The sequence below is a fragment of the Pseudomonas sp. Sample_10 genome, from assembly GCF_004321495.1.
Classification (GTDB): domain Bacteria; phylum Pseudomonadota; class Gammaproteobacteria; order Pseudomonadales; family Pseudomonadaceae; genus Aquipseudomonas.
This window is the reverse complement of the sequence record NZ_RCOE01000149.1, coordinates 15,379-29,141: the sequence shown is the minus strand read 5'-3', so window position 1 is coordinate 29,141 and position 13,763 is coordinate 15,379. Positions and strand designations below refer to the sequence as shown.

Genomic DNA, 13,763 nt, shown 5'->3' with positions numbered 1-13,763 from the left:
TAATAAAGACCCCACCCGAGAAGGTGACGGTCAACGGTTGGGTGTTCTACACCTCCACCGCGTTGATTCTGTTGTTGACCGCCATTCTGATCATCGCCCCGCAAGAGGCCGGTCGAATGCTCGGTACAGCGCAAGCCTGGCTGTCACGCAGCTTTGGCTGGTATTACATGGTGGTGATCGCCGCCTATCTGATTTTCGTGGTGGGCCTGGCTTTTTCGTCCTACGGCAAACTGAAACTGGGCAGCAAGGACGATACCCCGGATTTCAGCTACGGCGCCTGGGCGGGGATGCTGTTTTCTTCCGGTATCGGCATTTCGCTGTTGTACTTTGGCGCATCCGAGCCTCTGGACCACTACTTCAACCCGCCAGAAGGCGTAGCCGCCAGCAACCTTGCGGCGCGTCAGGCGGTTCAGCTGACGTTCCTGCACTGGGGCCTGCATGGCTGGGCGATCTATGCGCTGGTGGGGCTGGCCGTTGCCTATTTTGCGTACCGTCATAACCAGCCGCTGGCATTGCGTTCGGCGCTGTATCCGCTGGTGGGCGAGCGTTGGGTCAAGGGTGCCGCCGGTCATGCGGTGGACGGCTTTGGCATGTTCGTCACCCTGCTAGGGTTGGTGACGAACCTGGGGATTGGTTCGCTGCAGGTATCGTCGGGCCTGGAAAACCTGTTCGGCATGGAGCACAGCAATACCAATCTGCTGATCGTGATCATTGTGATGAGCACCGTGGCAACGATTGCTGCCGTGTCGGGCGTGGAAAACGGTATTCGTCGCCTGTCCAACCTCAACATCGTTCTGTTCAGCGGCTTGCTGATTTTCGTGCTGCTGTTCGGCCCGACCCTGCATCTGCTCAACGGCTTCGTGCAGAACGTCGGTGACTACCTCAATGGCGTGGTGCTCAAGACATTCGATCTGTATGTGTACGAAGGCGACAGTGCCAAGTCCGACCGTTGGTTGGGCCTGTGGACCTTGTTCTACTGGGCCTGGTGGATTTCCTGGGCGCCATTCGTAGGCATGTTCATCGCGCGTATTTCCCGTGGGCGTACCGTGCGTGAACTGGTGGCCGGCGTGTTGCTGATTCCGCTGGGCTTCACCCTGGCATGGCTGTCGATCTTCGGTAACTCGGCCCTGGACCTGGTGATGAACCATGGGGCGGTAGAGCTTGGGAAAACGGCGCTGGAACAGCCGTCCATGGCGATCTACCAGTTGCTGGAGCACTACCCGGCGTCGAAGGTTGTGATCGGCGTGTCGATTTTCGTCGGTTTCGTGCTGTTCCTGACCCCGGCGGATTCCGGCGCGGTGATGATGGCGAATCTTTCCTGCAAGGGCGGTAACGTCGACGAAGATGCGCCGCACTGGTTGCGGATCTTCTGGTCGGTAGTGATCACTCTGGTGACCATCGGCCTGTTGTTCGCCGGTAACTTCGAAGCCATGCAAACCATGGTGGTGCTGGCCGGTCTGCCGTTCTCGGTGGTGCTGGTGTGCTTCATGTTCGGCCTGCACAAGGCCATGCGCCAGGACGTGCAGATCGAACAGGAGCAAGCGGAGTTGGCCGCGCGCGGTCGCCGTGGCTTCAGCGAGCGCCTGACCCAACTGGACCTGCAGCCGAGCCAGTCGGTGGTCCAGCGTTTCATGGACAAGCATGTGACGCCGGCCTTGCAGGACGCGACCACGCAAATGCGTGCGCAAGGCCTGCAAGTGCAGACGCTGCTGGGCAAGTCCAAGCGTTGCATGGGTGTGCGGGTCGAGATGGAAGAGGGCAATCCGTTTGTCTACGAAGTCAGCCTGGACGGCTATCTGGCAACGCCGACTGAATCGGCCCAGTCTGATGAGGCGCGTCAGCGTTATTACCGCGCAGAGGTGTACCTGCACAACGGCAGCCAGGACTACGATCTGATGGGCTTCACCCAGGAGCAAATCACACGGGACGTACTCGATCAGTTCGAAAGCCATCGGCAGCTGCTTGGCCGGGTCTATAGCTAAGGTGTGAGGCGCTGCGGTGCAATCAATGCACCGCAGACCTGTGTGGCGAGGGAGCTAGCTCCCGCTCGGCTGCGGAGCAGTCGTAAATCCGGTTCACGGGGTCTGTCTGAACTAGCGCAGTCTCTGGTTATGGGGCCGCTTCGCAGTCCAGCGGGAGCAAGCTCCCTCGCCACAGTTGTCAGTATTCCAGGTCATGATCGTTCCCATGCAGAGCGTGGGAACGATCCAAAATAGCTAAGGTGTGAGGCGCTGCGGTGCAATCAATGCACCGCAGACCTGTGTGGCGAGGGAGCTAGCTCCCGCTCGGCTGCGGAGCAGTCGTAAATCCGGTTCACGGGGTCTGTCTGAACTAGCGCAGTCTCTGGTTATGGGGCCGCTTCGCAGTCCAGCGGGAGCAAGTTCCCTCGCCACAATTGTCAGTATTGCAGGTCATTTATCTGTACTAACAAAAACGCCGCGATCTCTCGCGGCGTTTTTGTGTCAGTTGCCTTACCCCAGGTTCTTGCCGAGCAGTGCGTGGTACAGCTCGCTGTCGCCAAGGATGCCGACCACTTTGTTGTTGTCGTGCAAGACCAGCTTGTTGCCCGTTTGATAGCGGATCTGCAGCGCATCACGCATGCCGATATTCGAATCCACCAGCGTCGGTCGGCGACCCAGGCCTTCGACTGCCTGCCCCGGGATCCAGTTCTGCAAGTCCAGCGCCGAGCCGTTCTGGCGAGCCCCCTTGATGGTGTTGCCTTCAGCCAGGTCCAGCCACGAATCGCCGCCCGGATCGAGGCACACCGAACCGTTGATGCGTTTGCAGTTGTCCAGGGTGCGCATCAGGCTGCGGCCACAGAGCACGTTCAGTGGATTGGTGTGGGCCACGAAGGTGCGCACATAGTCGTCCGCCGGGTTGAGGACGATTTCTTCCGGTTTGCTGTACTGGATGATCCGGCCGTCTTTCATGATCGCAATACGGCTACCGAGCTTCAGGGCTTCGTCGAGGTCGTGGCTCACGAACACGATGGTTTTGCTCAGCTTGCGTTGCAGCTCCAGCAGTTCGTCTTGCAGGCCCTGACGGATCAGCGGGTCGAGTGCCGAGAACGGTTCGTCCATCAGCAGGATATCGGCGTCCATCGCCAGCGCACGGGCCAGGCCCACGCGCTGCTGCATACCGCCCGACAGCTCATCGGGTTTCTTGTTGCGCCACTGGGTCAGGCCTACCAGTTCGAGTTTTTCATCGACCAGTTTCTTGCGTTCCTTCTCCGGACGACCCTGCATTTCCAGGCCGAAACTGATGTTCTCGCGCACCGTCAGCCAAGGCATCAGGGCGAACTTCTGGAACACCATCGCGATGCGCTTGGTGCGCATCATTTTCAGTTCGGCGGCGGAGCAGGAGGCAATGTTGATCTGCTTGCCTTCGTGCTCGACGAACAACTTTCCGCGGCTGACGGTGTTGAGGCCGTTGATGCAACGCAGCAGGCTGGACTTGCCTGAGCCGGACAAGCCCATCAGGACGCAGATTTCACCTTTTTCGATATCCAGGCTGGCCTTTTCGACGCCGACGATCTGCCCGGTCTTTTTCAGGATCTCGCTGCGGGTCAGGCCCTGGTCGAGAAGTTTCAGTGCTTCGCGCGGATCTTTGGTGAAGATCACGTCGACGTCTTCGAAGCGAATAATGCTCATGCGTCACCCCCTACTTTGGCGTCGGGTTGTTTGCAGATACGGTCGAGCATGATCGCCAGCAGTACGATCGCCAGGCCTGCTTCGAAGCCCAGGGCGATATCAGCAGTGTTCAGTGCGTTGACCACCGGTTTGCCGAGTCCGTCGGCGCCCACCAGTGCCGCGATCACTACCATCGAAAGCGACAGCATGATGCACTGGGTGATGCCGGCTGCGATGCTCGGCATGGCGTGGGGCAGTTCGATCCTTGTGAGCAGTTGGCGACGCGAGCAGCCAAAGGCCTTGCCGGCGTCCATCAGTTCTTGCGGCACATCGCGGATACCCAGGTAAGTGAGGCGGATGGGCGCGGCAATCGCGAACACCACCGTCGAGATCAGGCCCGGGACCACACCCAGACCGAAGAGGGTCAAGGTAGGAATGAGGTACACGAAGGTCGGTACGGTCTGCATCAGATCGAGTACAGGACGCATCATGGTGTAGAACATCGGTTTATGCGCGGCGACGATGCCCAACGGCACGCCGATCAACACGCAGACCAGGGTGGCGAACAGCACCTGGGCGAGGGTTTCCATGGTTTCCTGCCAGTATCCCAGGTTGAGGATCAGCAGGAAGGAAGCAATGACGAAGGCGGTCAGCCCCCATTTGCGCTGGATGAAGTGTGCCAGTAGTGCGATCAGGCCGATCAAGACCAGCGGGTTGAACCAGGTCAGCGCAAACGTCACGCCGTGGATCATCGTTTCCAGTGACACGGCAATTGCGTCGAAGGTGTTGGCGCCGTGTTGCGTCAACCATTCAACGAAGCCTGCAATGTACTGGCCTAAAGGTATTTTCTGATCAATCAGCATGGTAGTGAACGTCCGCATGCAAGGAAATAAACAGCCCGGGCGAGCTAGCCCGCCCGGCGTAAGCGATTACTGATTCAGCTTGGCTTTCACGGCGTCCAGGCCAGGTTTACCGTCAATGGTGGTCACGCCAGCGAGCCAGGTATCGAGCACCTGTGGATTCTTTTTCAGCCAGGCCTTGGCGGCCGCGTCAGGCTTCATTTTGTCGTCCAGGATGTTGCCCATCAGTTCACTTTCCATGTCGACGGTGAACTCGAGGTTTTTCAGCAGCTGACCGACGTTGCTGCATTCTTCGGCGTAGCCTTTGCGGGTGTTGGTCGCCACGGTAGCGGCGCCAAAGTCGGGGCCGAAGAAGTCGTCGCCGCCGGTCAGGTATTGAATCTTGAAACGCTTGTTCATCGGGTGCGGTGCCCAGCCCAGAAACACCACGGCGGTGTCGCGTTTCTGTGCGCGGTCGACTTGCGACAGCATGCCCGCCTCGCTGGACTCGACGACCTTGAAACCGGCGTCTTTCAGGCCGAAGGCGTTCTTGTCGATCATACTCTGGATCAGCCGGTTACCGTCGTTGCCCGGCTCGATGCCGTAGATCTTGCCGTCGAGTTCTTTCTTGAATTTGGCGATGTCGGCGAAATCATGAAGCCCTTTGTCGTACAGGGCCTGGGGAACGGCGAGGGTGTATTTGGCACCCTTGAGGTTGGTGCGTACGGTTTCTACGGTGCCGGCCTCGCGGTAGGCCTTGATGTCGTTTTCCATGGTCGGCATCCAGTTGCCCAGGAACACGTCCATGTTCTTGCCGTCGGCCAGAGACTTGTAGGTCACGGGCACGGAAATCATGGTGGTCTTGGTCTTGTAGCCGAGGGCGTTGAGCACGACGCTGGTGGTCGCGGTCGTTGCTGTGATGTCGGTCCAGCCGACATCCGAGAAGTTTACGGTGCTGCATTGGGCCGGTTCGGCGGCTTGCGCCAGAACCGGCAGACTAAGCATGACGGCCAACAACAACGACGAAGAACCTTTCATGGATGGACTCCTTGGTGTTTTTTTTGGCAGTGTTCCGATTGGACCACCGCACTTATAGGTTGCGGTTGGATGGCGTTTTGGAGACAGCTCTACCACGGCGCCTTGCAATCGAGTCGATACGATCATGTACCAGTGAAAATCTGACGCCTACAGGGTGCGTCGTAACCAGTACAGGGATGGTCGCATCCAGTGTCAGTGACGTCGTTTACAGCTTTTTTCGGGCTCTTTTGTCCGTCTGAGTCGCAAAAAAACGGCGAATTCGCGACGTAAAAGACACGCGGCGTTCGTGGACATGAGTGCGTCGGTGTGAGACGTCGAACGACACGTCAAAAGCCTGATGATGCGGCCATCCTGACGGATTGCAGCTTGAGCGTAGCAGCTCCGTCACCGGGCGCTTTTGCGCCTGGAGTTGGCACATCCAGGAGTCCGGCAGTAATGGCTATCAGTGTTTTCGACCTGTTCAAAATCGGCATCGGCCCTTCCAGTTCGCACACCGTGGGGCCGATGCGCGCGGCGGCGCTGTTCGTCCAGGGTTTGCGCGAGCGGGGACTGCTTGAGCAAGTGCGGCGCGTTGAAGTTCAGCTCTATGGTTCTTTGTCCGCCACTGGCATTGGTCACGGCAGCGACAACGCAGTGATCATGGGTTTGATGGGCGAGTGGCCGGACGCGATCGATCCGTCGCAAATCGGCATCCGCATCGCCACCTTGCGCGAGACCGACACGCTGTTGCTCGACGGACGCCTGTCGGTGCCGTTCATCTGGGCTCGGGACATGCGCCTGATTGACGAAAACCTGCCGTTTCATCCCAACGCCATGACCCTGGTTGTCGAAGGCGATGAAGGCGAGTTGCATCGTGACACCTACTATTCGGTCGGCGGCGGTTTTGTCGTCGACGAGGCACAGGCCTCCAGCGGAGTCGTCGACCTTGATCGCACGGTGTTGCCGTACGACTTTTCCAGCGCCGCCGAGCTGTTGGAACTGTGCAAGAAGCACAACCTGCGCGTGGCGCAATTGATGCTGGCCAACGAAAAGGTCTGGCGCAGCGAAGAGGAGATCCGCAGCGGCCTGATGACGCTGTGGCGCGCCATGCAGGATTGCGTCGAACACGGCCTCAAGCACGAGGGCATTCTGCCCGGTGGCCTGAACGTGCGGCGGCGCGCGGCCAAGTTGCATCGCAGCTTGCAGGAACTGAACAAGCCCAACGTGATCGGCTCCACTCTCAGCGCCATGGAGTGGGTCAACCTGTTCGCCCTCGCGGTCAACGAAGAAAACGCCGCCGGCGGGCGCATGGTCACGGCGCCGACCAATGGCGCGGCGGGAATCATTCCGGCGGTGCTGCACTACTTCATGAAATTCAGCGAAGACGTGACCGACGCCAATGTCGTCGATTACTTCCTCGGCGCGGCAGCGGTCGGGATCCTGTGCAAGAAAAACGCTTCGATCTCCGGTGCCGAGGTGGGTTGCCAGGGTGAAGTGGGTTCGGCCTGCGCCATGGCGGCGGCAGGGCTGGCGGAAATCCTTGGCGCAACACCGGAGCAACTGTGCAACGCGGCGGAAATCGGTCTGGAGCACAATCTTGGGTTGACCTGCGATCCGGTGGGCGGCCTGGTGCAGGTGCCGTGCATCGAGCGCAATGCGATTGCCGCGGTCAAGGCAATCAACGCCGCGCAGATGGCTCTGCGCGGTGATGGTCAGCATTTCATTTCGCTGGACCGGGTGATTCGCACCATGCGTGATACCGGTGCCGATATGCATGACAAATACAAGGAGACCTCGCGGGGTGGGTTGGCGGTGAGCGCCGTGGAGTGCTGAAACCGAGGTGACCCCAATCGCTGGCAAGCCAGCTCCCACAGGTTCTCTGGTGTAGCTGACATCTTGGTCACACCATCATTGCCTGTGAGAGCTGGCAAGCCAGCTCTCACAGATTCTCTGGTGTAGCTGACATCTTGGTAACAGCATCATTGCCTGTGGGAACTGGCTTGCCAGCTCCCACAGATTCTCTGGTGTAGCTGACATCTTGGTCACACCATAAATTCCTGTGGGCGCTGGCTTGCCAGCGATAGCGCCAGACCAGTCAAAACTGCGCGCTAAATGAACACTCGATTTAAAAGGCGCCACCTTTTGGCGCGTCGCTAACAGGTAAATCGTGACTGCCCGGTCAGGTATGAAAAACGAAGCTGACCACTCGTCACCTGCGCCTGTGGTGACACTCTTTGCAAAAGCTCCCAGCCCTGTTCCCACAAGTGCTACCGATTTGCTCACACGCAACGGGGCAGAGCACTTGTCTCGCCTGATGGCACTCTTAACCCCTACTCGCCGCGCGTCATATATAGACACATTCCGACGTCGTTTTTAGGAGTTATTGAACGTGCATTCAATTTTAGGCATGGCAATTGCTCTGTCATTACAAAGCCCGTCTCCAGCGTGAGAACGATGGCAATAACAAGAGCCTCCGCCTGAGGCCATCACCCGCTTTGTGTGAGGAGATACTGCGATGACGTCGTTCAACTCCGGGGCCCAACCCCAGAACCGTGCGCCTCAATCCATCGGCTTTCTGCTGCTGGACAATTTCACGCTGATTTCCCTGGCGTCCGCTGTAGAACCATTGCGAATGGCCAACCAGTTGTCGGGCCGGGAGTTGTATCGCTGGACCACACTCACTGTGGATGGCGGCCAGGTCTGGGCCAGTGACGGTTTGCAAATCACCCCTGACGCCTCCATGCACAAAGCACCGCCACTCGACACCGTGATTGTCTGCGGCGGTATCGGCATTCAACGCACTGTTACCCGCGAACACGTGTCATGGCTGCAAAGCCAGGCGCGTCAGTCCCGTCGCCTCGGCGCGGTATGCACTGGCAGCTGGGCCTTGGCTTGCGCCGGTTTGCTGGATGGTTTCGATTGCAGCGTGCACTGGGAATGCCTGGCGGCGATGCAGGAAGCTTTTCCGCGGGTAGCCATGAGTACTCGCCTGTTCACCCTCGACCGCAACCGTTTCACCAGCTCCGGTGGCACCGCGCCGCTGGACATGATGCTGCACCTGATCAGCCGCGATCACGGCCGTGAGTTGTCTGCCGCGATCTCGGAAATGTTTGTCTACGAACGTATCCGCAACGAACAGGATCACCAGCGTGTGCCGCTCAAGCACATGCTCGGCACCAATCAGCCGAAGTTGCAGGAAATCGTTGCGCTCATGGAAGCCAACCTCGAAGAGCCGATCGACCTTGACGAACTGGCAGTGTATGTCGCCGTCTCGCGTCGTCAGCTGGAAAGGCTGTTCCAGAAATACCTGCACTGCTCACCGTCGCGTTACTACCTGAAGCTGCGTCTGATCCGTGCGCGGCAGCTGCTCAAGCAAACGCCGATGTCGATCATCGAGGTGGCGTCGGTGTGTGGCTTCGTTTCCACGCCGCACTTCTCCAAGTGCTACCGCGAATACTTCGGCATACCGCCGCGTGACGAGCGTGTGGGTTCCAACACGACACAGCAAGTGGCGATGATGCCGCTGCCACAAGCGCTGGTACTGTCGCCGCTGTCCGGGCCGTTGTCAGCGCTGAGCCAGGCGCGCAATGAGTCGACGTTTGCCAGCGTAAGGCTCTAAAAATCTCAGGCTACTGTGGCGAGGGAGCTCGCTCCCGCTGGGCTGCGCAGCAGCCCCAAAACCGGCAAATGCGGTCGTTCTGACAATCCGCATTCGCTGTTTTTGCAACCGCTTCGCGGTCGAGCGGGAGCGAGCTCCCTCGCCACAAGGAGAAGCCGCTCAGTGCTGAAAATCAGGCCCTATGGCTCTGCTGATACTGCGCCAACGCCGGCAGCAATTGTTTGTCGATAGCCTGGCGCACGGCCGGCAGGATGGTCGCGCTGCTGGTGTACATCTGCTTGACCATGGTACGCAGCACGATTGCCCGTTCATCGTTCAAGCCCCGCACCGCACACTCGCAAGCCTGCTCGGCGGTGGAACCGATCGGTACTTGAAAACCCAGCGACTTGAGCTGGCCCAACAGGTCTTCCTGGTCAATCAAATCGGCGTGCATCATGACGCAAATCCTTCTTCTGGGAACGGTGTCGTGGTTCGATTCTGGTGGGGGTGACTGGTGTGGGCAAGGGCGATTTGTCGCAATGGCCGCAATGGCTATGAACAGGTCGTTTTCGACTAACTTGCCAGCGAGCTGAGTGGGCACACTGGACTCAGCTCGCTTCACGAAGGTTTGGTCACCCTCGCATGGCAGCTCCTCAACAGTACCCTCTGCCTCGATCCTGTCACGGCTTGATCGGGGCTTTTTTTATCCGGGTTTTTTGTGTGTCTGTGCAGGTGCCATCGCGGGCAAGCCTTGCTCCTGCAGGGTCTTGTGTTGTTCACATTATTATCGAACGACGCAAATCCTGTAGGAGCGAGGCTTGCCCGCGATGAACGATGACGCGGTCTAGCGCTGTAGCACCAAAATGCGCGACAACAACTCATCCCGGTCGACATAGCAGCCCTGGAAATGCCGCGCCCCGGTGGCGGGGTCGAAGGCATTGCGCGCATGCAGGGTGCGGCGGTTGTCGAAGCACCACAGCTCGCCGGGATTGAGCCGCTGCATCAAGCGGAATCGAGGCTCGCGGGTCATCGCAATGAAGCGCCGGTAAGCGCGATAGAGCCTGGGCATCTGCTCCACCGACGCATCGAACGGACCGCGCAGAAAATTCGCCATGCGGATTTCAGAGACCTGTCCCAGTGCATTCAGGGCGATGATCGGTGCCAGGCAACGGTAATCGCTGTGACGGTCCTTGTTGCGAAACTCCACGGGGATTTCGCAAAGGCTTTTGAATGACTCCGGATCTTCCAGGCGCAACGCATCGGCAATGGCAAAACCGTCGACGAAAATACTCTCGCCGCCTTCAGCATCGTTGATCAGGCAATGCAGGAATTGCAGCCCCGGTTGTAGCTCCCGCGTCGGCAAATCACTGTGCAGCGGCAGGTTGAAGGCGGTGTAGGCGTTGCTGTCGGCGTCGGCCCTGGATTGCACATTGAACAGCACGCCGAAATTGCTTTCGCGGATGAACGAAATGCGCTGGGCGATCAGCTTCAAGGAACCGGGTTCGGTGGGTACGCCACGGACCTGGGTCAAGCCGATATCGCGCACCGCCAGCAGCCATTGCAGCAAGGCGTCGTTGTCGGTCATCAGCGCCTGATATTCGAACACCGGCAACGACAAGTCGCTGTGCCAAAGCCTGGCTTTGGGCTTGTTGGCCAAGCGTTCGGCGCGGGACTCGTCGTCATAGGCATGTGCCCTCAGCCAGCCTGGATCGAAGCGGCTGAAGTGGCCGTCCTGCCACTCGATGCACAGGCAACCTTGAGCGTCGACAGTGGTTTGTGCCGGCATCAGGTTTTCCGGCACGTCGACAATTTCCAGCACCTGCTCACGTGTCACGCTATAGACGCATTGCGAGCAGGGGCAGTTGTCACGCAGCCATGGGTGGTGGAAGGGGCTGATGCGATTGTCGGCCCACTTCACCAGAACCCGATCCGCCAAAGCCTGCACGCCTGTCAGCGCGCTGATCAACGGATAAGTACGGAAGTCGGCAAAAGCGGCGGCGGTGTTCAATGGCGATCTCCTGGTTATTTTTTGGGTGGTAACCCGATCACTCGGCCGATGTATTCAGGGGTTGGCAGGTCGGTTTGCTCGGCGACGATGGCTTGCAGCTTGTCCAGGGTCTGTTCGCTGAAGGGCGTGGAACGAGGTCCGGCAAGGTCGACATGCAGAAGCATTTGCTCGTTGCCCGCCAGCTCTGTGTCATCACCGACCCGATGCAGGCTGTGGTAGAGGTGCAGGCGTTTGCTGTCGTGGGCGATGATCTGGGTATGCACTTCGACATCGGCATCGAGCTTCACCTCGTGCAGGTAATTGAGGTGCAGTTCCAGGGTGAACAACGAGTTGCCGCTGGCTTCTCGATGGTTGCTGTCCATGCCGAGGCGATCCATCAGGGCATCGGTGGCGTAGCTGAAAATCAACAGGTAAAAGGCATCGCGCAGATGGCCGTTGTAGTCGACCCAGTCGGGGATGATTCTGGTCTGGTAGGTGGTGAGGGTGGGCATGTTTATCTCCAGGCACGATCGTTCCCACGCTCTGCGTGGGAACGCCTCCTGTGACGCTCTGCGTCACGTCGTTGGGACGCGGAGCGTCCCGGGCTGCATTCCCACGCAGAGCGTGGGAACGATCAACACATCACTCGCTGAAACTCATCCCGTGCTTCTCTTTGGTGGTCTTCACCGCCTCAAGCACCGCCAGCAGACAATCATCACGATAGCGCTCCAGCGCCGAAATGCTGTGCTTGCCCAACTGATCGCTGGTGCCATCGACCACATCGTCGATCAGCTTGTCAGTCAGTTCGGGGGCCGGCAGATAGGTCCATGGCAACTGCAACGCCGGGCCGAACTGCGACATGAAGTGGCGCATACCGGCATCGCCGCCGGCGAGCGTGTAGGTCAGGAACGTGCCCATGAATGACCAGCGCAGACCCGCGCCAAAACGGATCGCGTCGTCAATCTCGCCGGTGGTTGCCACGCCGTCGTTGACCAGGTGCAGCGCCTCACGCCACAGCGCTTCAAGCAGACGGTCGGCTATGAACCCTGGCACTTCCTTGCGCACGTGCAGCGGGCGCATGCCGAGTGATTCGTAGACCTTCATCGCCGCTTGCACGGCTTCGGGTGCCGTGTTTTTGCCGCCGACGACTTCCACCAATGGCAACAGGTAAACCGGGTTGAACGGGTGACCCACTACGCAGCGTTCCGGGTGGGTCGAGCTCTCGTAAAACTCGCTGGGTAGCAAGCCCGAGGTGCTGGAGCCAATTAGGGCATTGGGCTTGGCGGCGGCGCTGATCTTGCTGTGCAGGTCCAGTTTCAGTTCAAGGCGTTCCGGGGCACTTTCCTGGATGAAGTCGGCGTCGCGAACGCATTCTTCGATGGTCGAGACAAAACGCAGGCGATCCTGCGAGGCACCGGGTGCCAGACCCTGTTTTTCCAGTGCACCCCAGGCATTGGCGACACGCTTGCGCAATGCGGCTTCGGCACCGGGCGCCGGATCCCAGGCCACCACGTCGAGGCCGTGGGCGAGGGCGCGGGATACCCAACCGCTGCCGATGACGCCGCTGCCCAGCGCGGCGAAGGTTTTGATTTCGGTGATAAAGCTCATGGTGATTTCCTGAAAGATTCGATGAACCCCGTAGGAGCAAAGCTTGCTCGCGATAGCGGCATTAAAGTCGCAGACAATGCGTTGGATGTACCGACATCATCGCGAGCAAGCTTTGCTCCTACAGGTTTTATGCAGATGGTTAACCGCGCTGGGTCAGGCCCATTTTCTTGCGGCCTTCAGCCGGGGTCAGTACGCGGGCGCCGAGGCGGCTGAGGATTTCGCTGGCGCGTTCGACCAATTGGCCGTTGGTCGCCAGTACGCCCTTGTCCAGCCACAGGTTGTCTTCCAGGCCGACACGCACGTTGCCGCCCAGCAACACCGCTTGCGCCGCCATCGGCATTTGCATGCGGCCGATGCCGAAGCCAGCCCAGACGGCGTCTGCAGGCAGGTTGTCGACCATGGCTTTCATGGTGGTGGTATCTGCCGGCGCGCCCCAGGGAATGCCCAGGCACAGCTGGAACAGCGGGTTGTCGAGCAAGCCTTCCTTGATCATCTGTTTGGCGAACCACAGGTGACCGGTGTCGAAGATTTCCAGCTCAGGCTTAACGCCCAGCTCTTGAATGCGTTTGGCGCCAGCGCGCAGCTGGGCCGGGGTGGACACGTAAATGGTGTCGCCATCACCGAAGTTCAGGGTGCCGCAATCGAGGGTGCAGATTTCCGGCAGCAGTTCTTCGACGTGGGCCAGGCGGGTCAGCGGTCCGACCAGGTCGGTGTTCGGGCCGAACTCCATCGGGTTCTCGCCGGCGCCGATTTCCAGGTCGCCGCCCATGCCGGCGGTGAGGTTGACGATGATATCGACGTCGGCTTCGCGGATGCGCTCCATGACTTCGCGGTACAGCGCCACATCACGGCTGAATTTGCCGGTTTGCGGGTCGCGAACGTGGCAGTGAACCACGGTGGCGCCGGCCTTGGCCGCTTCCACGGCGGCAGCGGCAATCTGTTTCGGGGTGACCGGCACGTGTGGGCTCTTGGCGGTCGTGTCGCCAGCACCGGTGAGTGCGCAGGTGATGATGACGTCGTGGTTCATGAGGCGGGTTCCTTCAGGCGTGGTGGTTCCGCTCGCAGCCCTGTCGGGCTGCGAATCG

The 13,763-nt window shown here is 59.5% G+C and carries 11 protein-coding genes; 3 read left to right on the top strand and 8 right to left on the bottom strand.

Going from position 1 to position 13,763, the window contains the following annotated elements; all coding sequences use genetic code 11:
* Positions 1-41: 41 nt before the first annotated feature.
* Positions 42-1,982, top strand: coding sequence for a BCCT family transporter (locus D8U18_RS14055; RefSeq protein WP_177435023.1), 1,941 nt, complete (start codon positions 42-44; stop codon positions 1,980-1,982).
* A gap of 489 nt (positions 1,983-2,471) precedes the next feature.
* On the opposite strand, the gene choV is transcribed toward D8U18_RS14055, so the two are convergent.
* The 3 genes from choV to D8U18_RS14040 all read right to left on the bottom strand — a co-directional run bounded on the left by choV (position 2,472) and on the right by D8U18_RS14040 (position 5,506).
* Positions 2,472-3,650 carry a choline ABC transporter ATP-binding protein gene (choV, locus tag D8U18_RS14050; protein ID WP_056853905.1) on the bottom strand — a complete coding sequence of 393 codons (1,179 nt, stop codon included), beginning with the start codon at positions 3,648-3,650 and terminating at the stop codon, positions 2,472-2,474.
* Positions 3,647-4,492, bottom strand: a complete 846-nt coding sequence (choW, locus tag D8U18_RS14045; RefSeq protein WP_056853904.1) for a choline ABC transporter permease subunit — start codon at positions 4,490-4,492, stop codon at positions 3,647-3,649. Before choW ends, choV begins: the two co-directional genes overlap by 4 nt.
* A gap of 66 nt (positions 4,493-4,558) precedes the next feature.
* Complete coding sequence (locus D8U18_RS14040; protein ID WP_056853903.1) at positions 4,559-5,506, bottom strand: choline ABC transporter substrate-binding protein; 948 nt, start codon at positions 5,504-5,506, stop codon at positions 4,559-4,561.
* 435 nt (positions 5,507-5,941) lie between these two features.
* On the opposite strand from D8U18_RS14040, the gene D8U18_RS14035 reads away from it, so the two are divergent.
* Positions 5,942-7,318, top strand: coding sequence for an L-serine ammonia-lyase (locus tag D8U18_RS14035; RefSeq protein ID WP_056853902.1), 1,377 nt, complete (start codon positions 5,942-5,944; stop codon positions 7,316-7,318).
* Positions 7,319-8,000: 682 nt separating this feature from the next.
* The gene (locus tag D8U18_RS14030; RefSeq protein WP_047534337.1) at positions 8,001-9,104 is read left to right on the top strand and encodes a GlxA family transcriptional regulator; all 1,104 of its coding nucleotides are present in this window, start codon (positions 8,001-8,003) and stop codon (positions 9,102-9,104) included.
* Positions 9,105-9,276: 172 nt separating this feature from the next.
* On the opposite strand, the gene D8U18_RS14020 is transcribed toward D8U18_RS14030, so the two are convergent.
* The 5 genes from D8U18_RS14020 to D8U18_RS13995 form a co-directional block, all read right to left on the bottom strand.
* Positions 9,277-9,540, bottom strand: a complete 264-nt coding sequence (locus D8U18_RS14020; RefSeq protein ID WP_130906008.1) for a hypothetical protein — start codon at positions 9,538-9,540, stop codon at positions 9,277-9,279.
* Between the two features lie 387 nt (positions 9,541-9,927).
* Complete coding sequence (locus D8U18_RS14010; protein ID WP_056853900.1) at positions 9,928-11,091, bottom strand: gamma-butyrobetaine dioxygenase; 1,164 nt, start codon at positions 11,089-11,091, stop codon at positions 9,928-9,930.
* 14 nt (positions 11,092-11,105) lie between these two features.
* Positions 11,106-11,582: a thioesterase family protein gene (locus D8U18_RS14005; RefSeq protein WP_131107831.1), complete on the bottom strand. Its 477-nt coding sequence runs from the start codon at positions 11,580-11,582 to the stop codon at positions 11,106-11,108.
* A 130-nt stretch (positions 11,583-11,712) separates the two neighbouring features.
* Complete coding sequence (locus tag D8U18_RS14000) at positions 11,713-12,678, bottom strand: L-carnitine dehydrogenase (RefSeq protein WP_130908426.1); 966 nt, start codon at positions 12,676-12,678, stop codon at positions 11,713-11,715.
* 139 nt (positions 12,679-12,817) lie between these two features.
* The gene (locus tag D8U18_RS13995) at positions 12,818-13,705 is read right to left on the bottom strand and encodes a 3-keto-5-aminohexanoate cleavage protein (RefSeq protein WP_056853897.1); all 888 of its coding nucleotides are present in this window, start codon (positions 13,703-13,705) and stop codon (positions 12,818-12,820) included.
* Positions 13,706-13,763: the final 58 nt, after the last annotated feature.

What these genes read in the sequence shown, in the direction of transcription:
- D8U18_RS13995 (WP_056853897.1), bottom strand. Translation starts at nt 13,705, where the DNA reads ATGAACCACGACGTCATCATCACCTGCGCACTCACCGGTGCTGGCGAC.
- D8U18_RS14030 (WP_047534337.1), top strand. Translation starts at nt 8,001, where the DNA reads ATGACGTCGTTCAACTCCGGGGCCCAACCCCAGAACCGTGCGCCTCAA.
- D8U18_RS14000 (WP_130908426.1), bottom strand. Translation starts at nt 12,678, where the DNA reads ATGAGCTTTATCACCGAAATCAAAACCTTCGCCGCGCTGGGCAGCGGC.
- choW (WP_056853904.1), bottom strand. Translation starts at nt 4,492, where the DNA reads ATGCTGATTGATCAGAAAATACCTTTAGGCCAGTACATTGCAGGCTTC.
- D8U18_RS14035 (WP_056853902.1), top strand. Translation starts at nt 5,942, where the DNA reads ATGGCTATCAGTGTTTTCGACCTGTTCAAAATCGGCATCGGCCCTTCC.
- D8U18_RS14005 (WP_131107831.1), bottom strand. Translation starts at nt 11,582, where the DNA reads ATGCCCACCCTCACCACCTACCAGACCAGAATCATCCCCGACTGGGTC.
- D8U18_RS14040 (WP_056853903.1), bottom strand. Translation starts at nt 5,506, where the DNA reads ATGAAAGGTTCTTCGTCGTTGTTGTTGGCCGTCATGCTTAGTCTGCCG.
- choV (WP_056853905.1), bottom strand. Translation starts at nt 3,650, where the DNA reads ATGAGCATTATTCGCTTCGAAGACGTCGACGTGATCTTCACCAAAGAT.
- D8U18_RS14020 (WP_130906008.1), bottom strand. Translation starts at nt 9,540, where the DNA reads ATGATGCACGCCGATTTGATTGACCAGGAAGACCTGTTGGGCCAGCTC.